This window comes from Bacillus sp. FSL K6-1006, from assembly GCF_038593175.1.
GTDB classification, from domain to species: Bacteria; Bacillota; Bacilli; order Bacillales; family Bacillaceae; genus Bacillus; species Bacillus safensis.
In genome coordinates, this window is record NZ_CP151970.1 from 2186637 (window position 1) to 2206670 (window position 20034).

Consider the following 20034-nt stretch of genomic DNA (forward strand, 5'->3'; position numbering starts at 1 on the left):
ACAGCTGTTTCCTCATATATCAACAATGATGGATCCCTTTTATGCTCAATTATACATTGATTTATATCATCTTTCCTCAAAAAAACCTTCTCTAAAATAGAGAAGGTTCCACGTTCATTTACACTTTTTCTTCAAGTATACCATGTTGATATTGAATGTCCTCATATGTGAATACTTCATTTTTTTGAGGATATAATTGTTTCACAACCGGAGTGGGCTGTTGATTAAAATTCATACTCAAACTTTGATTGGAGTAGTGTCCAGCCGGATCAATATAAAACTTGTAATCAATGACTCTTTCTACATCAATTTCAGCGTACGCAATTCCCTCTGTTTCAGCTGGAACCATATCACTGATCGGTTCCCCATCCGGCCCGTAAATGCACGTATGCCCGCTCTTAAATGTTTCAAAGTAATCTCTTTGCTCCTGCGTTAAGCAAATCATCTCTTTCATTTCTTCCGTATATATAGATGAAGTCATCAGCACAAATGTCTGTGTCGCGATGGCATAATATCTGCTTGAAATTTCATCGTCAAAATAACCTGGCCAAGAGGCTACATGTACCTGCTCATTTTGGGCATTCATCGCCATAAGATCAAGTGGAACTTGATGCTCCCAGCACATCAATCCGCCAAGGTTTCCAATGTCAGTTTGAAACACCGGCATCATACTTCCACTTCCGTCCCCCCAAATGAGTCTTTCTGCTACAGAAGCTCTCATTTTCCGGTGTTTTCCAATTAAATCCCCATTCGGATTAAACCAAAGCTGAGCTAAATAGAGAGAGCCGCCATCTTTTTCACTGCATGATATACAAACGTACGTTTCATTTCTTTTTGCTGCCTCACTGATTTTTTGAATGGCTAAGCTAGGGATTTCAACTGCATTTTTATATAATTCATGATAGAACTTTCTCGTGTATTCTGGATGACCAATAAAAGCAAACCAAGGATAACCAGGTAAAAATGCTTCTGGGAATGCCACAAGCTTTGCACCATTTGAAGCTGCCTCGTCGATCAGTTCACATGATTTCTCAACGGTTGCTTCCAAATTTAAGTAGACAGGTGCTGCTTGTACCGCAGCTGCTCGAAACTTTGGGTAAATACTTGTCATATTCAAAACCTCCATTTCTTTTCATCCCCCTCATTATAGGATAGGAAATATGAAGTTTGGATGACATTTACTATTTTATACAAAATAAGGAATTTTATTTAATAGAGAAAACACGTGGTTCTGTTAGACATTTAACCATGTGTATAGTACACTGTGAGTAATGAAATGGATGTGATAATCATGATTATTGATACATTCAATGAAGTCTTTTTCCTTGTTGAATTCTTTACGATTATTCTTCCAGCGCTGACGGCCATCGGCATTGCGTTTTTACTAAAAGACTGCCGTATGAACGAACACCTTGGTGGACATCGTTTGGAAGAGTTGGACGCATCTTGCTTGAATCGAACAGACTTTCTGTTTATCATATATGATCGCATTACAACTTGGATTAGTAAAGTCATTCGAATGAAAAGATCATCTAATGATGATGAAGACCATTCGCTTCCTCTCACTAATTAAATTTTTTAATCATGAGGAGGAAACGAATTGAAACGTTTATTGACTGTTTTTACGACTTTATGTTTGATGATGATTGCGTCACCTGCATTTGCAGCGAGTGCGCAAACGAATACGAGCTCTGATGGGTTTTTCCATCATTATTTTGTTCAGCCTTTTTCTGAGCTGATCATTTGGCTTGCGAACTTTTTCCATGATGATTATGGTTTATCCATTATGTTCGTCACCTTGATTGTCCGCCTGCTGATTTTCCCGCTTTTTGCGAATCAATTTAAGAAGCAAAGAGTCATGCAGGAAAAAATGGCACTGGTGAAACCTCAGATTGACCAAATACAAAGCAAATTGAAGAAAACGAAAGATCCTGAAAAACAAAAAGAACTGCAAATGGAAATGATGAAAGTATATAAAGAGAACAATGTGAACCCGCTGGCAATGGGCTGTCTGCCTATGCTGATTCAAATTCCAATTGTTCTTGGCTTTTACTCAGCAATCCGCTCAACACCTGAGATCGCAACTCATACGTTCTTATGGTTTAACTTAGGACAAACCGATTTATTGGTGGCAGTCTTTGCAGGGGCTATGTATTTCTTGCAATTTTATGTCACGCAAAAATATGCGAAGCAATCAGGCACCCAGACAGAGGCTGCGCTGAAGCAAGCGAAAGTAATGGGCATGATTTTCCCAATCATGATGCTGTTTCTTTCAATTAATGCACCCGCTGCTCTTCCTTTATACTGGATGACAAGCGGACTACTACTCACGATACAAACGATTATTTTAAATGTCATGTACCAAAAATCAAAAACGAAAGCTGCGGCTAACGAACAAGCCAAACCAGCTGCTGAATAAAAATAAACCCCTTATCTAAAGATAAGGGGCTTTTCATTATGCCAACTCTTCTTTCAACCGGTCTGGCAATTGATCGAGGTCCTCAATTTTCCCAAGGAACTTATTTGGGTCCACTTGTAAAATCATTTTGTTTTCTCTCTCCACAACGCCGAAGAAATATTCAGAGGCCTTCGTGTTCATATGAAATGGCTTGATCTCGCTCTGCTCGATATCGATGATATCTTTTGCATCTGAGACAAGACAGCCAATCATTTGATCGTTAACTTCAAATAACAGCACCTTTGACTGCTCGTTCACATCAAGAGGCTTTCCGTGAAGCATCACGCCTGTATCACTGACAGGAATGACCTCTCCTCTTAATGACATCAGGCCTTTAATTTCTTTTGGAAGATTCGATACTTCTTGTAAGTAAGGGACCTTTTCAATCGAACGAATATGCTCTACACTGATGCCAAACTCCTCTTGTCCCACCTGAAAAATAATAATCTTTTGCGTGCTCACAGAGTCTCCTGCCTTTACGATGGATTTGTCGTTTCTTCGATAATGGCGAGAACCATTTCAGCTGTTTTAACTAATTCTTCAATCGGCATTTTCTCATTTTTCGTATGAATATCTTCATATCCAACAGCTAGGTTGACAGTTGGGACGCCGTTGCCTGCAATGACGTTTGCATCACTGCCTCCGCCGCTCGTCTGCAGTTCTGAAGGACGGCCAATTTTTGCTGCCGCTTTTTTCGCCACTTCTACGACTTGATCGCCGTGTGAGAATTTGAAGCCTGGATACATGATGTCAATTTGTACATCGGCACTTCCGCCCATTTCTTTAGCGGTTTTTTCAAAGGCTTCTTTCATCTTCGCTACTTGAGCTTCCATTTTTGCTGGTTCTAAAGAGCGTGCTTCCGCCAAAATATCGACTTGATCGCACACAATATTCGTTTGTGTTCCGCCTTCAAAACGGCCGATATTCGCCGTTGTTTCTTCATCAATCCGGCCAAGCGGCATGCTGGCAATTGCTTTTGATGCAATGGTAATCGCAGACACACCTTTTTCAGGCGCGACACCTGCGTGAGCTGTTTTTCCGTAAATCGTTGCGCGTACTTTTGCCTGTGTTGGTGCAGCTACGATAATCGTACCAACCTTGCCATCTGAATCAAGGGCATAGCCGTATTTCGCTGTCATCAAATTCGGATCTAACGCTTTTGCTCCAACAAGTCCTGATTCCTCGCCTGCTGTGATCACAAATTCAATTGTTCCATGCGGTAAATTTTTCTCTTTCAGCACGCGGATCGCCTCAAACATAGCAGCAAGTCCTGTTTTATCGTCAGCGCCAAGAATCGTTGTTCCATCTGTTTTTACATAGCCGTCCTCAATGACTGGTTTTACGCCATTCCCCGGTACAACTGTATCCATATGAGAAGTGAAATAAATCGTATCTGCCTCTTGATTTCCTTCTAATGTGCAGACAAGGTTGCCTGCACCGTGGCCTGTTACCGCTTTTGAATCGTCTTCAACCACTTTTAGACCAAGCTGCGAGAATTTTTCTTTTAGGACTTCAACAATTTTCTCTTCGTGTTTTGTTTCTGAATCAATCTGAACTAATTCTAAAAATTCATCTAGTAAGCGTTTTTCATTGATCATAATGATGCTCCTCCTCTTATAGCGGCATGTTGCCATGCTTTTTTAACGGTCTATCTTCTTCCTTACTGCGAAGCACATCAAATGAGCGGATCAATCGCTCTCTCGTTTCAGCCGGCATGAAAATATCGTCTATCAGACCTGTCTGAGCCGCTTTCCATACACTTGGTTTGTTCTCAGTCTCGCGCGAAGCAGGATGAACGATTTCGTCTGCGAACGTTTTCCCCATGACATCAATTTCGGCCTCTGGCCATGCATAAACAAAGTCAGCGCCTAAGCCCTTGCTATTCATCGCGACATATGCACCGCCAAACGCCTTTCTTAAAATCACAGTGATTTTTGGAACGGTTGCTTCAGCGTACGCATATAAAAGCTTTGCACCGTGGCGGATAATTCCCGCATGCTCGGCTTTCTCCCCTGGTAAAAAACCAGGAACGTCCACAAGGGTTAAGATCGGAATATGAAATGCATCGCAAAATCGAATAAACCTGGCCGCTTTATCGGCCGCGTCAAGATCAAGGCTGCCTGCCAGCACCTTTGGCTGATTGGCAACAACACCAATGGAGGCTCCTTGTAGTCTGGCGAAACCAGTGACAATATTTTTTGAGAAACAAGGCTGCGTTTCAAAGAATGAGTCTGGATCGGTTATCGCCGTCACCACTTGTTTGACATCATAGGTGCGTGATGGATCCTTTGGCAAAATGCTGCCTGGATCAGCGGTATCTTGCTTTCGTGCTTCAGCCTGCATGACAGCCTGTTGTTTCGTTGGTATGTACGTTAAAAGAGTTCGAACCGCTTTTAACACGTCCTTCTCATCTTCCCCAGTATAGTGCACATTTCCGCTTGTCTGATGCTGAACACTTGCACCGCCAAGACGGTCAGGACAGACCGTTTCTCCTGTTGCCTTTTCTATTACTTTCGGACCAGTTAAAAACATATGAGCTGTTTGCTCTGTCATGAAGACAAAATCAGTCAATGCAGGAGAATAGACTGCACCTCCAGCACATGAACCTAAAATAACAGATATTTGCGGGATTAGACCAGAGTACAGCACATTCCGTTTAAAAATCTGTCCGTATCCTTCTAATGATACCACACCCTCTTGAATTCTCGCACCACCTGAGTCTTTTAGACCGATGACCGGCATCTGATTTTTAGCTGCCAGATCCATTAAAGAGGCTATTTTTTTCGCATGCATTTCGCCTAAAGAGCCCCCATATACGGTTGCATCTTGTGCATAAACACAGACAGGCTTACCATGAATGAGTCCCGTTCCAATGACGACACCGTCACCAACATGCTCTGACAGACCGCCTGTTGCAAATGACTGAATTTCCATCAGGCTGCCCTCGTCAAGAAGTTCATGCAGCCGCTCTCGAACCGTCAGCTTTCCTTTGCTTCTGTGAGCGGCTGCTCGTTTTTCGCCGCCGCCCATTAACGCTTTATTCCGCCATTCAGTCAAGTCATTGAACGATTCATTCATCGCAATGTTTCTCTCCTTTCAAGGACCCGCACAATTCAAATAACACACCTGACGTTTCTTTAGGTGAAATAAATGCAATCTGCTTTCCGCCGGCGCCCATCTGTGCTGTTTTTTGGAGAAGCTCCACGCCAAGGTGATCGAGACGGCTAAGATCCATTTGAATGTCATCTGACTTTAACGCAATATGATGGAGCCCCTCTCCTCTTTTTGTTAAAAAGGTATGTAGTTTACTGCGGGCTGAGATGGGCTCAATTAATTCAATGTGCAGATCATCAAGTAAAGCGAAGGACGCTTTAATCTCCTGCTCAGGAATCTCTTGTATGTCTGAAAAATGCCAGTTAAATAGCTGATGAAGCGTTTGAGATGTTTCTTTAATAGAAAAGACGGCAATGGCAATATGATCGATTTGGTTCATCCGTTCACTTCCTTTGCTGATCACTTGTCGCATATGAAAAAACCAGATAAAATAAAGACAAGTGCGCTTGTCGCAAAAATCTTCGGTTATAGGGGTGCGATATGTCTCAAAAATTCATGAAATTTATGGTATTGCTTATGATTAGCCTGCTGTTAGTTTCTTCACTTTTAGCAGGAGCAGCAGCCTTTTTATAAGGTTTGAATAAAAGCAGACAAGCAGGTGATTCGCGATATCAACGAATGGCCTGTTTGTCTTTGGCAAGTTTTTCAAAGGAATCGTTTGAGGTTGTAATCCATACCTTTGTACCAATTGGAAGCTGATCAAACAATCGCTCTACATCTTGATTATGAAGCCTTACACAGCCTGCTGTGATAAATTTCCCAATCGAAGTTTCGTCACTCGTTCCGTGAATTCCGTAGGTTCTGCCATCTGTTCCTCGTGCATCAAATCCAATCCATCTTCGCCCAAGAGGATTATTCTTCGCACCGCCTTCAATATTCTTTCTTCTGTAATAGGGATCTTTCGCTTTGATCATAATCGTAAATTCACCTTCTGGCGTTAAATCTGCTGTTTTTCCTGTAGAGGCAGGATATACTTTTTGAATTTTCCCTTGATCAATAAAGGCAAGTTCATTTGTTTGTTTATTAATAATGACAAATGGGTCACCTGGCAGCGGGTTTTGTCCAAGCGGCCAGATTGGTGAAAGGGACATGGTCAGTACGGTATAAAATAAAAGACGCATAGGCTCCTCCTTTTTCATTAGATTGACCAATGAAGGAGGAACTCATGCGTCTCTATTCTTTCATCCCTTTAAAATAGCTTTTCAGTACTAAATATTGTTCCATTTCACCGAGGAAATGAAAGAGTGCCGCTCTTGCCTCAAATTCTTCTCGTGTTTGCGGGAGCGGAAGTGCATCGAACTCTTCTTTCATATCAATGAGACGTCTTAAAAACTTATGCGCTGTGTTCCCTGGGTGAATATGTTCGCGTAAGTCTCTAATGTATTCTGCAATGATTTGTCCATGCTCCGTTGTGACGGAAATCGACGTAATTTTAGGCAGCACACGCTCAATGATTTCAAATTGCTTTTGTCTCATGTTGAAATAATGATAGTACAGGTTTTCATGTCTTAATACATGGTTTTCAACATCACGATATGCGAGAGCTTTTGCTTCTTTAATCAATTGATGTGTCTCTGGTATTTCTTTTCCTGTCCAGTCTTGTTTCCCTGTCATTAAGTATTGCTCGATTTCCTCAAAGATTTTAGCAAAGTTGGCTTCAATCTGTTCGCTGTAGCGTTTGAGCTTTTTATCAACACTTGGCATATAGAGGTTCATAATCAGCGCTACCCCAACACCAATGGTAATCAGCAGCAGTTCATTCCAGATGAGATGCAGGGTAATCCCGCCAGACATGTATAAATGGAGGATGATGACTGAACTTGTGACAATCCCTTCTTTAATTCGAAGCAGAACCGTTGTCGGAATAAAGACAAGCAGCATCAAACCGATCACAAAAGGATGATACCCAATCAGATCGAAAAATAAATAAGAAAATAAAATGGCAAGACTGCAAGCTGCAAAGCGGGCTCCCGATGCTAACAGGGATCTTTTCTTTGTCACCTGAATACAAAGGATCGTAATAATCCCGGCAGCTGAATAATTTTGCAAGCCAAGCAATTGTGCAATATAAATAGCGATCGCTGTTCCTAATGCTGTTTTCAGCGTTCGGTAGCCGATTTTAAACATGATGTGATTCACTCTTTTCTGTCTTGTTTCCATTCACTTTTGTGAAATGATGAACTTTTTTTACTTTCCCCATTATAATCAAAAAAAGAAGGAGATGTTAAGTCTCCTTCTCTTTTTCTTTATAATATTTTTTGTAAGAAGTCTTGCGCACGCTGTGAAGACGGTGATTCAAAAAATTGTACAGGGTTTGCATCCTCTACAATTTTCCCATCATCCATAAAGATCACGCGGTCAGCCACTTCTTTTGCAAAGCCCATTTCATGTGTGACGATGACGAGTGTCATTCCAGATTGAGCCAGCTCTTTCATGACCTCTAATACTTCCTTGACCATTTCTGGATCTAGGGCTGACGTTGGTTCGTCAAACAGCATAATGTCTGGTGTCATCGCAAGCGCACGCGCAATCGCCACACGCTGCTTTTGACCGCCGGACAAACGGTTCGGGAAATCATCTTTTTTCTCTAAAAGCCCTACCTTTTTGAGCAGGTCTTCAGCTTGTTTGATGCTGTCTTCCTTCGATTGATTCTTCACATTCATTGGCGCATACGTGATATTTTCCAGCACCGTTTTATGCGGGAACAGATGGAAATGCTGAAATACCATTCCGATGTTCTCACGCACTTTTAGTGCATTCGTTTTTGGGTTGGTGATTTCGGTGTCCTTAATCGTAATGACACCAGAAGTCGGCTTTTCAAGTAAATTGATGCAGCGAAGGAACGTCGATTTTCCTGAACCAGATGGTCCAATGACCGCAACAACTTCTCCTTCTTTAATGGTGGTGTCGATCCCCTTTAAAACTTCATTTTTACCAAAAGATTTTGTGAGTTTCTCTATTTTAATCATTTGATTTTAACTTCCTTTCCACCGATTTGCCGACAAAGGTGAGAACAAGCACGATGACATAATAGATGAGACCCGCAAAAATAAGCGGTTCAAGATAATTATACGTAACGGCCCCTGCTTGATAGGCTCGTCTCATGACATCCCCCAGTCCGATGACTGTTACAATCGCTGATTCTTTTGTCAGTGTAATCGTCTCATTCACAAGTGCAGGTGAAATATTTTTAAACGCCTGCGGAAGCAATAAGTCCTTCATCATTTTAGCATAAGGGATGCCTAAAGCAACGGCCGCTTCTTTTTGACCTTTATCAATGGCATTAATACCCGCACGAATAATTTCAGATACGTATGCCGCCGAGTTGAGTGAAAATGCCGCTACAGCAGCCCAGTATTGGTCGATTTGAAACCCAAGAAGCTGAGGCAGACCAAAATAAATAATGAGCAATTGAAGCACAAGCGGTGTGCCTCGGAAAATTGACGTATAAAAATCTGCAAGCCAAATGAGCGGTTTAAACACACTAATTTTACAAAGCGTTAATAAAATTCCTAAGATAAATCCAAGTAAAAGGGATACCACTACTATAGAAAGCGTGACCTTAAGTCCTTCTAGAATAAAGGGCATCTGAGGTATTACATCTTTAAAATCAAACATGACATTCTCCTTTTTTCTGCCTTCATACAAAACAGGAAAAAAGTTCAACATGAGTTGAACTTTTCAGCGCTTTTCTACTTGATTTTCTTGAATGACGCTGATCCTTTTTCCTGACTTACTTTTCATCAGCAAACCATTTTTTAATTAATTTATCAAGTTCGCCATTATCTTTCATTTCATTTAATGATTTATTAAATTTCGCTGTTAAGTCGCTATTTTTCTTGAATGCAATGGCTGAACCTTCGTTTGAGCTGTTCAATCCAAATGCTTGGAAGTCTTTTTCCTTTTTCAAGTAACCAGCAGCTACTTTATCTTCAATAATGGCTGCATCAAAACGGCCTGCTTTAATCTCTTGAATGATATCAGAAATTTTATTACGGTCTTCAACTGTTAGGTTATATTTCTTTTGCAGTCCATTTGCTTCATCCTGTTGAATAGAACCTAATTGAACGCCGACTGTTTTGTCTTTTAAATCTCTCTCTGCCTTAATACCGCTAGATTTCTTTGATACAACCAAGTTTTTAGCATTGTAATAAACATCAGAGAAATCAACTTGCTTTTTACGTTTTTCTGTAGGTGTCATTCCTGCAAGGACAATATCAGCTTTGTTTGTTTTGAGGGCTGATACAAGGCTAGCAAAGTCCATATCTTGAATTTCTAGCTTGTAGCCGTTCTTTTTCGCTAGTGCTGTTGCAAGATCTACATCAAAACCGACAATTTTATCTCCGTCTTTTGATTCAAATGGCGGATAATCTGCTGATGTTGCCATCACGAGTGTCTTGTCATCTCCTGATGCGTTTGAATTATTAGAAGAAGTTCCGCATGCTGCGAGTGCAGCTGCAAGACCAGCTGTCATAAGTAATAATAACCACTTTTTCATATGATGATGCCTCCCAGTATTTAAAATCATGTATTGATTTGAATATTTATTCACTATAATGTATTTTAAACACTTTCTTTTTAAGATGCAATAGTATTTTGCTAAAATTATTTTGATTCTATTGTCTTATAAAACAAAAAGCAGACCGATCTAAAGACCGGACTGCTTTATATTTATTCATTCAAACGTCATATGTTAGATTTCTTCGCAATGCTCATCAAAAGCGGCTTGTAGTTTTGACACGACTTCCATTGGCTCATGCCCTTCAATTTCATGACGCTCGACCATTTTAATGATTTTTCCATCTTTTAATAAGGCAAAGGATGGTGAAGATGGCGGGAAGCCTTCAAAGTATTCACGAGCTCTTGCTGTTGCCTCTTTGTCCTGCCCAGCAAACACTGTCAGCAATTGATCTGGACGCTTATCGTAATGAACAGAATAGCCGGCAGCTGGCCTTGCAATACCGCCTGCACAGCCGCATACTGAATTCACCATGACAAGTGCCGTCCCTTTTTTAGTCAGTGCTTCGTCTACTTCTTCAGCTGACGTGAGCTCAGTGTAGCCTGCCTGCTTAATTTCTTCTCTCGCTTGTTTTACAATATCATTCATAAATAAATTAAAATCAATATTCATGTCCGTCCACTCCTTTTGCGTACCATAACCATTTTAACTCCATCATATCAAGGAAAACGCCTGCGGGCAAATGTGTTGTCTTATCCGCCGCCTCTTTTTCCGAACATCGTTTATGAGCTGTCAAATTGGGGAAAAGTGATGATAAAGAGAAGAAAGGGAGAACTGCGTGATGGCACAATTCAAAAAAGCGATACTCATTTATAATGGAAATGCTGGACAAAAAAACATGGAAAAAACACTCGGTCAAACAGTGCCTCTTCTTTCTCTACATATTGATGAACTCATTTTGAAACCAACAAAGCAGCCAAATGATGCTTATGATTTCTGCCGTCAAATTGATGAGACGGTGGAATTGCTCATCATATTAGGCGGAGACGGTACCGTGCATGAATGCATGAACGGTATTAGCGGCTTAGAAAAAAGGCCCGCTGTAGCGATATTACCAGGCGGGACATGCAATGATTTTTCTAGAACACTAGGTATTCCTCAACAAATGCAAAAAGCCGCTCAAATGATTGTAGACGGCAAAGAGAAAAAGGTCGACTTAATCAAAGCAGAAGATCGATACGTGTTAAACTTTTGGGGAATTGGGCTGATCGCAGACACGTCCAACAATATTAATGACAAAGAAAAAGCCGTACTTGGCAAAATCAGCTACTTCACAAGTGCCCTGCGCACCCTGCAGCAAACAGATCCTTTTCACGTACGCATTGAGACCGAAGAGGAAAGCTGGGAAGAGGAAGCTGTCATCGTTCTTGTCATGAATGGACATTTTATCGGTACAAATAAAATTGATTTGCCTCATGCAGCCATTGATGATGGAAAAGCTGAAATTTTAATTTGCAGAAATACGAGTTTCTCTGCTTTAAAAGAAATCTTCTCAATGAACCGGGAAGAGCTGGAGGATTTCACCGGCGATCTGTCTCTCATTCAAGCGTCCAGTATCCATATCCACACAAAAGAGGAAATGGATGCTGATACAGATGGTGAGGTTTATATGACGGCCCCCTCTTCTTTAGAAGTGTTAAAACATCATTTGACCTTTATTGTTCCAGCTGAATAAAAAAACGCCCGATATCATTTTGATTCGGGCGTTTTTTTGATATAGCGTCTGTATAAATATTCAAGTGCATATCCGAGCAGCGTCCCGGCGAGAAGTGATATTCCTAAAAAGCTATTGGCTGCCCCTTTAAACCCGCCGACAATCAGCAGACAGTACACGATTTGAATAATTGAAACGATCGATATGATAAGCAGTAATCGTTCAGGATGATTGCGTGATTTAGAAATGTACCGCAGAAAAGCGAAGGCAATCGCTGTGATAAACATGAGACCAATCGTGAGAAAAGCAAAAAAATCTAGTCCAGACATATCAACGCTCCTTTCTCCTAGATGTGGAAATCCCCCTCTCATGCCGGGAGGGGGAAAATAATGTTTTAATAAACAGATGTCTGCTCGTCGATACCTTCAAGGATTTGTTTAATTCGTTGAAGAAATCTGCCGCATACAAGACCATCTAGTACTCTGTGATCTAATGAGAGACAAAGATTGACCATGTCTCTTGCCGCAATCATTCCGTTTACGATCATTGGACGCTTCACGATCGATTCTACTTGTAAAATCGCCGCTTGCGGATAATTAATGATTCCCATAGATTGTACCGAACCAAATGATCCCGTGTTGTTGACAGTGAAAGTACCGCCTTCCATATCACTTTGCTTGAGCGTTCCTTGTCTCACCTTAAACGCAAGCTCATGAATTTCTTTGGCAATGCCCTTAATGGTCTTTTCATCCGCATCCTTAATGACTGGAACAAAAAGCGCGTCATCTGTAGCTACAGCAATCGAAACATTGATTGCTTTCTTCTGCACAATCTTATCTCCGGCCCACATACTGTTCATTTCAGGGAATTCCTTTAAGGCCTGAGCCACTGCTTTGACAAAGAACGCAAAGAACGTCAAGTTAAAGCCTTCTTTTGCTTTAAACTGATCCTTCAGCTGATTTCTTCTTATCACTAGATTTGTCACATCGACTTCCATCATCGTCCATGCATGCGGAATTTCATGTTTGCTTCTCAGCATATTGGCGGCAATTGCCTGGCGGATCGGCGTGACTGTCAGCTCAACATCACCAGGCATAGAAGGGACAGCAGGCGCCGCTTTTGCTTTAGATGACTGCGCAGGCTCCGGTTGAACGGCACGTTCATTGACAGGTGCTGTCTTCTCTTTGACGCCGCCGTTTTCAATAAGCTGCAGCAAATCTTTTCTAGTAATTCGGCCGCCTGCTCCCGTACCTTGAACAGCCGCTAAATCAATGCCATGCTCATCTGCTAAACGAAGAACGGCTGGAGAATAACGTTTCTTTTGACTTTGATTCTCATTTGTTTGATCTGCTTCAGGCGCTTCACTTTGCTCAGGTGCTTCTTCTTCTTTCACGCTCTGCTGCTCGCTTCCTTCGACTTCAATTTCACAGAACACTTCTCCTACTTGCAGCGTTTCGCCTTCCTCAGCCGATAGCTTTGTAATCGTTCCTGTAAAAGATGACGGGACTTCTGCGTTCACTTTATCCGTCATGACTTCCGCAATCGGATCGTATTTATTCACATGATCGCCAGGTGAAACGAGCCATTTGCTAATGGTTCCTTCTGTTACACTTTCACCTAGCTGAGGCATTTTCATTTGTTCAATTGCCACTTTGAAACCCTCCTCTTTCTTAAAACGCCGCCAGCTCTCTCATTTCAGCTTCTACCTTATCCGGGTTGACCATGAAGAATTTCTCCATTGTCGGCGCATAAGGCATTGCCGGAATATCTGGTCCTGCCAGGCGTTTGATTGGTGCGTCTAAATCAAATAAGCAATGCTCCGATATGATCGCCGCAACCTCACTCATGATGCTGCCTTCTTTTGTATCTTCCGTTAATAGAAGCACTTTCCCTGTTTTAGAAGCCGCTTCTATAATCGCTTCCTGATCAAGCGGGTACACTGTTCTCAAATCGAGAATATGAGCGGAAATGCCGTCTTTTGCAAGGCGGTCTGCTGCTTGCAGCGCAAAATGGACACAAAGGCCATATGTAATGACCGTGATATCATCGCCTTCACGCTTCACATCTGCTTTTCCAATCGGAAGAGTGTAATCCTCTTCAGGCACTTCTCCTTTAATCAGGCGGTATGCACGTTTATGTTCAAAGAACAATACAGGATCTGGATCACGCACTGCAGCCTTTAGAAGACCTTTGACATCATAAGGTGTAGAAGGCATCACAATCTTCAAACCTGGCTGGTTAGCAAAAATGGCTTCGACCGATTGTGAATGATAAAGCGCCCCGTGTACTCCGCCCCCATAAGGTGCGCGGATGACCATTGGACAGCTCCAATCATTATTAGAACGGTATCTAATTTTTGCAGCCTCTGAAATGATTTGGTTGATTGCAGGCATAATGAAATCCGCAAATTGCATTTCTGCAATTGGGCGCATTCCATACATCGCTGCCCCAATACCTACACCCGCAATGGCTGATTCTGCAAGAGGTGTATCCATGACGCGCGCTTCTCCAAATTGCTCGTAAAGACCCGCTGTCGCTTTAAATACGCCACCTTTTTTCCCGACATCCTCTCCGAGCACAAACACTTTCGGATCTCGCTCCATTTCTTCTTTCATCGCCAGTGTAATGGCGTCTATATATGACATAACAGGCATTTTTCTTCCCCCTTACTCCGCATACACGTAACGAAGTGCGCTTTCTGCCTCAGCATAAGCTGCATTTTCCGCTTCATCAGTAGCTTCGTTTACGATTTGCATGATTTCTTTTGTCATCTCTTCTTTCATTTCAGAAGTCATGACCTTTCCTTCGATTAAATACGTTTCATATTGGATGAGCGGATCTTTCTTTCTTGCTTCGAGCACTTCTTCTTTTTCTCGATAGCTTGAATCATCGTCATCACTTGAATGCGCAGTTAAACGGTAAGAGATTGTTTCAATCAATGTCGGACCTTCACCTCTAGCCGCACGGTCTCTCGCTTCTTTGACAGCGGCATATACTTCAAGCGGATCATTTCCATCAACAGTTACGCCAGGCATCCCATATCCAACCGCACGATCTGAAATGCGTTCACAGGCTACTTGTTTGTCATATGGCACGGAAATCGCATACTTATTGTTTTCACACATGAAAATAACAGGCAGTTTATGCACAGCAGCAAAGTTTGCGCCTTCATGGAAATCACCTTGGTTTGATGAGCCTTCACCGAACGTAACAAAGCTGACAAAGTTTTTCTGCTCTAATCGTCCAGCAAGGGCAATTCCCACCGCGTGAGGAACCTGCGTTGTGACAGGTGAAGACCCAGTCACAATTCGATTTGCTCTTTGCCCAAAATGCCCTGGCATTTGTCTTCCGCCTGAGTTTGGATCGTCTTGTTTTGCGAAACCAGACATCATTAAATCTTTTGCTGTCATCCCAAAAGCAAGGACAACCCCCATATCACGATAGTAAGGTAAGACGTAATCTTCTTCTCTATTAAGAGCAAATGCAGCGCCGACTTGCTGCGCTTCCTGCCCTTGACAAGAAATGACGAATGGAATTTTCCCGGAACGGTTTAAAAGCCACATCCGTTCATCGATTTTTCTTGCTAGAAGCATTGTTCTGTATATATCAATTGCTTGTTCATCTGATAATCCTAATTCCTGATGACGCATGTTACTCATCATGTTTCCCTCCTTGATTAAAAATGGATCGCCTTCCCGTCAACAGCAAGGGCTGCCTCGCCAATCGCCTCTGATAAGGTCGGATGCGGGTGTATCGTCTGCCCCACTTCCCACGGGGTTGCATCAAGTACTTTGGCTAATCCAGCTTCAGATATCATATCTGTTACATGAGGACCAATCATATGAATTCCTAAAATATCATCTGTCTTTTGATCGGCAATGATTTTGACGAATCCATCAGACTCCCCGTACACAAGCGCTTTTCCAATCGCCATAAATGGAAATTTCCCTATTTTGACTTCAAAGCCCTGCTCTTTTGCCGCCTGTTCAGTGAGTCCAACACTAGCGGTTTCTGGGTGAGAGTAAACACATTTAGATACGAGCGTTTCATCGAGCGGCTTTGGATCTTTCCCAGCCATATGTTCTACAGCAATCATACCTTCGTGAGAAGCGACATGTGCCAGCTGAAGCCCGCCGATGACATCTCCTATTGCGTAAATATGCGATTCTTTCGTTTGATAATGTTCATTCACGACAATGCCTTGTTTTTCGGTTTGGATGTCCGTGTTTTCAAGACCTATGCCTTCGATATTAGGTACTCTGCCGACTGAAAGAAGGAGTTTTTCCGCTTCAAACGTCTGAATGTCTCCATCCTTTTCCGCTTGAATTGTCACGAGATTTTCCTGCTTTTCTACGCTATCTGGCAGTACCTTCGTATTTGTCACAAAAGTGATGCCTTTTTTAGATAACAGTTTTTCCATTTCTTTAGAAATGTCATGATCCTCTGTAGGCAAAATGCGGTCTGCAAACTCAATCACAGTGACGTTCACACCAAAATCATTGAGCATAGACGCCCACTCGATTCCGATCACTCCGCCCCCCACAATCAGCATCGACTGCGGAAGCTCTGGCAGTTCAAGTGCATCATCTGAAGTGAGGATGTGTGTTCCATCTGCTTCAAGCCCTGGCAGCACACGCGGTCTTGATCCTGTCGCGATGATGACCTGCTTTGGAATGAGCATTTCATTTTCCTCTCCATTTGCCATTTCTACGGAGATCGTTCCTGGCATTGGCGAAAAGATAGATGGGCCAAGAATACGGCCGATCCCTTCATATACATCAATTTTTCCTTGTTTCATTAAATGTTTGACGCCGCCTGCTAGTTTTTCGACGATCTCTGTTTTTCTTTTCTGCACATTGGCAAATTGTAAGGCAACGCCTCCTGCCTCAACACCAAAATCAGCTGCGCGTTTGACGGTTTGATAAACTTCTGCACTTCTGAGCAGCGCTTTAGACGGGATGCAGCCTTTATGAAGACATGTTCCGCCGAGCTTTTCTTTTTCTACAACTGCTGTTTTCAATCCAAGCTGTGAGGCACGGATGGCCGCTACATAGCCGCCTGTGCCTCCACCAAGAATGACGAGGTCATATTCAGTTGCCATGACTTGTCACTCCTTTCTTTTCCTGTTGATCATTTGGGTATTCTTTCGGTGATTCTTCTTCTTTTAAAATACGAAGCGCACCTTCTGCTAACGATTGCAGCTCATTTTCACCTGGAAACACCACAACATCTGAAATCCAGTCAATATAGCCGCGAATACTTGACGTAATTTGTTTGCTGTACGCAAGTCCGCCTGTTAATACAATGACGTCAACTGCTCCTTTTAAGACAGCGCTAGCCGCACCAATTTCCTTGGCAATCTGATAGCACATTGCTTCATAAATGAGCGCCGCCCGCTCATCACCCGCTTCAATCATGCGTTCCACTTTCACAGCGTCTGTCGTGCCAAGATAGCCCGCAAGCCCGCCTTCACCAATAATGCGTTTGAGCATTTCTTCTTGGGTATACTCCCCCGAAAAACAAAGATTCACAAGATCACCTGTCGGCAAGGTTCCCGCACGCTCTGGGCTGAAAGGACCTTCGCCATGCAGACCGTTATTCACATCGATGACTTTTCCTTTTTCATGAACACCAATGGTGATACCGCCGCCCATATGAGTAATAATCATGTTCAAATCTTCGTAACTTTTTCCAAAAGAAGCCGCTGTTTTTCTTGCGACCGCTTTTTGATTTAATGCATGAAAGATGCTTTTTCTTTCAATCGTTGGCAGCCCTGAAATACGAGCAATTGGTTTTAGTTCATCCACTACAACTGGATCGACAATAAAGGCTGGGATATTCAGGCCAAGTGCAATTTCTCTCGCGATGATTCCACCAAGATTGGATGCGTGCTGGCCGGCATATCCTTCTTTTAGGTCTTCCACCATTTGCTCATTGACTTCATATGTGCCTCCTTCAATCGGACGAAGGAGGCCGCCGCGCGCGCAAACTGCATCAAACTTTGAGATGTTCATCCCCTGTTCATGCAGTGTTTTCAAAATGGTTTCTTTACGGAATGAAAATTGATCAATGATATGAGGAAACTGCTTTAATTCCTCATCTGTATGTCTTAGTGTCGTTTCAAAAATAGAACGTTCATTATGAAACACACCGATTTTTGTTGAAGTAGAGCCAGGATTAATCGTGAGAATACGCCATTCTTTTGTCAGCAAAAACAAAACCTCCGTTTCAACTCATTCTTCAATTTAGCGACGGCTTAAAATATGTTGACCATTTTGCAAGAATTGACTTCTTGATTTGCGCATTCTTTCAATTCTCTCTTCAGCCAATCGGTCTGCCGCTTTATAAGTTGGAATGGCATCACGGTTTGAAATTTCAATTACACGTTCAATATTTTGATAAATGCCTTCGACTTTTTTCATCGCACGATCTGCATTATAGCCATAAAGCTCATCAGCAACGTTAATCACACCGCCTGCATTGATCACATAATCAGGAGCATATACAATCCCCATTTCATGGATAAGGTCACCGTGATGCGTTTCTCTTAGCTGGTTATTTGCAGCACCTGCAATCACCTTTGCTTTTAACTTAGGAATGGTCACATCGTTAATGGTTGCACCAAGTGCGCACGGTGCATAAATATCACATGCTTGATCATAAATATCGTCAGGGTCGACTGCTTTTGCGCCGAAGTCTTCAACAGCTCGCTTGACAGAGTCTTTGTTGATATCTGTGACAATGAGCTGCGCGCCTTCTTCATGCAGATGTTTACACAGGTTGTAAGCGACATTTCCAACACCTTGGACGGCAATTGTTTTTCCTTCTAATGAATCGGTCCCAAATGCAGCTTTGGCAGCGGCTTTCATCCCTTTGTATACACCGTAAGCAGTGACGGGAGACGGATTTCCAGAAGAACCAAATGCAGGAGAAATCCCTGTGACAAAATCGGTTTCTTCATGAATGAGATCCATGTCTTCTACCGTTGTACCGACATCTTCTGCCGTAATATAGCGGCCATTCAGCCCTTGAATGTAACGTCCAAATGCACGGAACATTTCTTCATTTTTGTCTTTTCTCGGATCGCCGATGATGACCGTTTTTCCGCCACCAAGATTAAGTCCTGCTGCCGCGTTTTTATAAGTCATTCCTCTTGCTAGACGCAGTGCATCCTCAATGGCTGCTTCTTCGTTTTCATACGTCCACATTCTCGTTCCGCCTAGTGCCGGCCCAAGTGTTGTATCATGAATCGCAATAATCGCTTTTAAGCCAGACTGCTCATCCTGACAAAATACAAGCTGTTCATAATCGTATCGTTCCATATATTTAAAAAGTTCCATCGTGTTATTCCTCCTATTACTTCCGCTTAATTTGATGTACAGATGGCAAGCGCAATTGAATAAAGCTTACTTTCGGCTGAATCAGATCGGCTTGTTAAAGCAATCGGCGCCTTCGCTCCTGCCACCACAGCTCCCACCTTTGCATGTGCAAAGTAGATGAGAGATTTATAAAGAATGTTCCCTGCCTCAATTGTTGGCACAAGCAAAATATCTGCATGGCCGGCTACATCACTCGTAATATTTTTATGAGAAGCTGCCGTTTGAGAAATGGCATTGTCTAAAGCAAGAGGCCCATCAATCAGGCAGCCAGAAATTTGCCCCCGCCGATTCATTTGTGCAAGACTTGCCGCAGTCAAAGTTGAATCCATTGCCGGATTTACGACCTCCACCGCAGACAATACTGCAACCTTCGGCATGTCGTTTCCGACAGCTTTTGCTACTTGAACAGAATTGATCGTAATCTCTTTCAGCATATTTAAATCGGGCGCGATGTTCATCGCAGAATCTGTGACATAAATAAAGCGGTCAAAGCCCGGCACTTCAAATGCCGCGACATGTGATAGGACACTCGCTGTCCTGAGCCCATATTCTTTATTCAGTACCGCTTTTAAAAGAACGGCTGTCGGGACATGCCCCTTCATCAAAATATCTGCATGCTTCTCGCTCACTGCCTGCACGGCAATTTTGGCCGATTCTTCGGGAGTATCTGAATGAATAATATCTATCCAGTCCTCATTGATTTCATGCTGCTTCACTAGCTCCTTCAGGTTGCGTTTGTTCCCAACCAGGAGAAAGCGAGCGACCTTTCGCTTAATTGCCATCTTGATGGCATGAAGCACTTCTTCGTCTTCTGCATGAGCCACAGCCGCCGTTTTATTCTGCAGCTGGGCGGCTTTCATAATCAGATCGTCAAGCTTCATATATGCCCACCTTTCCTTGTGCTCGGTTC

The 20034-nt window shown here is 42.6% G+C and carries 23 protein-coding genes; 4 read left to right on the forward strand and 19 right to left on the reverse strand.

Translation table 11 applies throughout. The annotated features are described in order from the left end of the window. Positions 1-118: 118 nt before the first annotated feature. The gene (locus NSS65_RS11230) at positions 119-1111 is read right to left on the reverse strand and encodes a carbon-nitrogen hydrolase family protein (RefSeq protein WP_034280773.1); all 993 of its coding nucleotides are present in this window, start codon (positions 1109-1111) and stop codon (positions 119-121) included. A 180-nt stretch (positions 1112-1291) separates the two neighbouring features. Between NSS65_RS11230 and NSS65_RS11235 the strand changes: the two genes are divergently transcribed. Both NSS65_RS11235 and NSS65_RS11240 read left to right on the forward strand, forming a co-directional pair. Continuing rightward, positions 1292-1573, forward strand: a complete 282-nt coding sequence (locus NSS65_RS11235) for a hypothetical protein (RefSeq protein ID WP_024422910.1) — start codon at positions 1292-1294, stop codon at positions 1571-1573. A gap of 66 nt (positions 1574-1639) precedes the next feature. Next, a complete protein-coding gene (locus NSS65_RS11240) occupies positions 1640-2419 on the forward strand; it encodes a membrane protein insertase YidC (RefSeq protein WP_046312291.1) in 780 nt (259 codons plus the stop codon). Between the two features lie 36 nt (positions 2420-2455). Here NSS65_RS11240 and NSS65_RS11245 read toward each other — a convergent pair whose 3' ends face one another. The 4 genes from NSS65_RS11245 to mce are packed head-to-tail and all read right to left on the reverse strand — an operon-like array spanning position 2456 to position 5951. Beyond that, positions 2456-2920 (reverse strand): chemotaxis protein CheW, encoded by a 465-nt coding sequence (locus NSS65_RS11245; RefSeq protein WP_024422912.1) that lies wholly within the window; start codon positions 2918-2920, stop codon positions 2456-2458. 14 nt (positions 2921-2934) lie between these two features. Continuing rightward, positions 2935-4056: a tripeptidase T gene (locus NSS65_RS11250; protein WP_041117918.1), complete on the reverse strand. Its 1122-nt coding sequence runs from the start codon at positions 4054-4056 to the stop codon at positions 2935-2937. Between the two features lie 16 nt (positions 4057-4072). Further along, a complete protein-coding gene (locus tag NSS65_RS11255) occupies positions 4073-5536 on the reverse strand; it encodes an acyl-CoA carboxylase subunit beta (RefSeq protein ID WP_098677441.1) in 1464 nt (487 codons plus the stop codon). Continuing rightward, positions 5529-5951: a methylmalonyl-CoA epimerase gene (gene mce, locus NSS65_RS11260; RefSeq protein WP_098677440.1), complete on the reverse strand. Its 423-nt coding sequence runs from the start codon at positions 5949-5951 to the stop codon at positions 5529-5531. Before mce ends, NSS65_RS11255 begins: the two co-directional genes overlap by 8 nt. 101 nt (positions 5952-6052) lie before the next feature. Between mce and prli42 the strand changes: the two genes are divergently transcribed. After that, positions 6053-6145 (forward strand): stressosome-associated protein Prli42, encoded by a 93-nt coding sequence (gene prli42, locus NSS65_RS11265; RefSeq protein ID WP_149126490.1) that lies wholly within the window; start codon positions 6053-6055, stop codon positions 6143-6145. A 38-nt stretch (positions 6146-6183) separates the two neighbouring features. Here prli42 and NSS65_RS11270 read toward each other — a convergent pair whose 3' ends face one another. The 6 genes from NSS65_RS11270 to NSS65_RS11295 form a co-directional block, all read right to left on the reverse strand. Further along, positions 6184-6693, reverse strand: coding sequence for a L,D-transpeptidase (locus NSS65_RS11270; RefSeq protein WP_098677439.1), 510 nt, complete (start codon positions 6691-6693; stop codon positions 6184-6186). 52 nt (positions 6694-6745) lie between these two features. After that, positions 6746-7699, reverse strand: a complete 954-nt coding sequence (locus NSS65_RS11275; protein ID WP_024422917.1) for an aromatic acid exporter family protein — start codon at positions 7697-7699, stop codon at positions 6746-6748. Between the two features lie 119 nt (positions 7700-7818). Beyond that, the gene (locus NSS65_RS11280) at positions 7819-8541 is read right to left on the reverse strand and encodes an amino acid ABC transporter ATP-binding protein (RefSeq protein ID WP_034280282.1); all 723 of its coding nucleotides are present in this window, start codon (positions 8539-8541) and stop codon (positions 7819-7821) included. After that, positions 8534-9190 (reverse strand): amino acid ABC transporter permease, encoded by a 657-nt coding sequence (locus NSS65_RS11285; RefSeq protein WP_024422919.1) that lies wholly within the window; start codon positions 9188-9190, stop codon positions 8534-8536. The genes NSS65_RS11280 and NSS65_RS11285 overlap by 8 nt, the downstream gene beginning before the upstream one ends. A 115-nt stretch (positions 9191-9305) precedes the next feature. Continuing rightward, the gene (locus NSS65_RS11290) at positions 9306-10070 is read right to left on the reverse strand and encodes a transporter substrate-binding domain-containing protein (protein ID WP_326134809.1); all 765 of its coding nucleotides are present in this window, start codon (positions 10068-10070) and stop codon (positions 9306-9308) included. Between the two features lie 195 nt (positions 10071-10265). Continuing rightward, positions 10266-10703: a BrxA/BrxB family bacilliredoxin gene (locus tag NSS65_RS11295; protein ID WP_024428021.1), complete on the reverse strand. Its 438-nt coding sequence runs from the start codon at positions 10701-10703 to the stop codon at positions 10266-10268. A 169-nt stretch (positions 10704-10872) separates the two neighbouring features. On the opposite strand from NSS65_RS11295, the gene NSS65_RS11300 reads away from it, so the two are divergent. Further along, on the forward strand, positions 10873-11766 hold the full coding sequence (locus tag NSS65_RS11300; protein ID WP_061109333.1) for a YegS/Rv2252/BmrU family lipid kinase: 894 nt from the start codon (positions 10873-10875) through the stop codon (positions 11764-11766). 14 nt (positions 11767-11780) lie between these two features. Here NSS65_RS11300 and NSS65_RS11305 read toward each other — a convergent pair whose 3' ends face one another. The 8 genes from NSS65_RS11305 to yqiS form a co-directional block, all read right to left on the reverse strand. Further along, positions 11781-12074, reverse strand: coding sequence for a YesK-like family protein (locus tag NSS65_RS11305; RefSeq protein ID WP_024428019.1), 294 nt, complete (start codon positions 12072-12074; stop codon positions 11781-11783). Between the two features lie 65 nt (positions 12075-12139). Next, a complete protein-coding gene (locus tag NSS65_RS11310) occupies positions 12140-13396 on the reverse strand; it encodes a dihydrolipoamide acetyltransferase family protein (RefSeq protein WP_061109334.1) in 1257 nt (418 codons plus the stop codon). A 19-nt stretch (positions 13397-13415) separates the two neighbouring features. Beyond that, a complete protein-coding gene (locus NSS65_RS11315; RefSeq protein ID WP_024422925.1) occupies positions 13416-14399 on the reverse strand; it encodes an alpha-ketoacid dehydrogenase subunit beta in 984 nt (327 codons plus the stop codon). A gap of 12 nt (positions 14400-14411) precedes the next feature. Beyond that, positions 14412-15404 (reverse strand): thiamine pyrophosphate-dependent dehydrogenase E1 component subunit alpha, encoded by a 993-nt coding sequence (locus tag NSS65_RS11320; RefSeq protein ID WP_034280276.1) that lies wholly within the window; start codon positions 15402-15404, stop codon positions 14412-14414. Positions 15405-15421: 17 nt separating this feature from the next. Then, positions 15422-16846, reverse strand: coding sequence for a dihydrolipoyl dehydrogenase (gene lpdA / locus NSS65_RS11325; protein ID WP_326134810.1), 1425 nt, complete (start codon positions 16844-16846; stop codon positions 15422-15424). Next, a complete protein-coding gene (gene buk / locus NSS65_RS11330) occupies positions 16836-17963 on the reverse strand; it encodes a butyrate kinase (RefSeq protein WP_029708028.1) in 1128 nt (375 codons plus the stop codon). Before buk ends, lpdA begins: the two co-directional genes overlap by 11 nt. A 27-nt stretch (positions 17964-17990) precedes the next feature. After that, positions 17991-19085 (reverse strand): branched-chain amino acid dehydrogenase, encoded by a 1095-nt coding sequence (gene bcd / locus NSS65_RS11335; RefSeq protein WP_003215658.1) that lies wholly within the window; start codon positions 19083-19085, stop codon positions 17991-17993. A 26-nt stretch (positions 19086-19111) separates the two neighbouring features. After that, a complete protein-coding gene (gene yqiS / locus NSS65_RS11340; RefSeq protein ID WP_041117935.1) occupies positions 19112-20005 on the reverse strand; it encodes a phosphate butyryltransferase in 894 nt (297 codons plus the stop codon). Positions 20006-20034 lie beyond the last annotated feature (29 nt).

Coding starts and splice junctions, on each gene's coding strand:
- NSS65_RS11305 (WP_024428019.1), bottom strand. CDS start 12,074: ATGTCTGGACTAGATTTTTTTGCTTTTCTCACGATTGGTCTCATGTTT.
- NSS65_RS11235 (WP_024422910.1), top strand. CDS start 1,292: ATGATTATTGATACATTCAATGAAGTCTTTTTCCTTGTTGAATTCTTT.
- NSS65_RS11285 (WP_024422919.1), bottom strand. CDS start 9,190: ATGTTTGATTTTAAAGATGTAATACCTCAGATGCCCTTTATTCTAGAA.
- NSS65_RS11300 (WP_061109333.1), top strand. CDS start 10,873: ATGGCACAATTCAAAAAAGCGATACTCATTTATAATGGAAATGCTGGA.
- NSS65_RS11240 (WP_046312291.1), top strand. CDS start 1,640: ATGATGATTGCGTCACCTGCATTTGCAGCGAGTGCGCAAACGAATACG.
- NSS65_RS11275 (WP_024422917.1), bottom strand. CDS start 7,699: ATGTTTAAAATCGGCTACCGAACGCTGAAAACAGCATTAGGAACAGCG.
- NSS65_RS11290 (WP_326134809.1), bottom strand. CDS start 10,070: ATGAAAAAGTGGTTATTATTACTTATGACAGCTGGTCTTGCAGCTGCA.
- NSS65_RS11280 (WP_034280282.1), bottom strand. CDS start 8,541: ATGATTAAAATAGAGAAACTCACAAAATCTTTTGGTAAAAATGAAGTT.
- NSS65_RS11270 (WP_098677439.1), bottom strand. CDS start 6,693: ATGCGTCTTTTATTTTATACCGTACTGACCATGTCCCTTTCACCAATC.
- prli42 (WP_149126490.1), top strand. CDS start 6,053: ATGTCTCAAAAATTCATGAAATTTATGGTATTGCTTATGATTAGCCTG.
- NSS65_RS11255 (WP_098677441.1), bottom strand. CDS start 5,536: ATGAATGAATCGTTCAATGACTTGACTGAATGGCGGAATAAAGCGTTA.
- NSS65_RS11295 (WP_024428021.1), bottom strand. CDS start 10,703: ATGAATATTGATTTTAATTTATTTATGAATGATATTGTAAAACAAGCG.
- lpdA (WP_326134810.1), bottom strand. CDS start 16,846: ATGGCAACTGAATATGACCTCGTCATTCTTGGTGGAGGCACAGGCGGC.
- NSS65_RS11320 (WP_034280276.1), bottom strand. CDS start 15,404: ATGAGTAACATGCGTCATCAGGAATTAGGATTATCAGATGAACAAGCA.
- yqiS (WP_041117935.1), bottom strand. CDS start 20,005: ATGAAGCTTGACGATCTGATTATGAAAGCCGCCCAGCTGCAGAATAAA.
- NSS65_RS11315 (WP_024422925.1), bottom strand. CDS start 14,399: ATGCCTGTTATGTCATATATAGACGCCATTACACTGGCGATGAAAGAA.
- NSS65_RS11230 (WP_034280773.1), bottom strand. CDS start 1,111: ATGACAAGTATTTACCCAAAGTTTCGAGCAGCTGCGGTACAAGCAGCA.
- mce (WP_098677440.1), bottom strand. CDS start 5,951: ATGAACCAAATCGATCATATTGCCATTGCCGTCTTTTCTATTAAAGAA.
- NSS65_RS11250 (WP_041117918.1), bottom strand. CDS start 4,056: ATGATCAATGAAAAACGCTTACTAGATGAATTTTTAGAATTAGTTCAG.
- bcd (WP_003215658.1), bottom strand. CDS start 19,085: ATGGAACTTTTTAAATATATGGAACGATACGATTATGAACAGCTTGTA.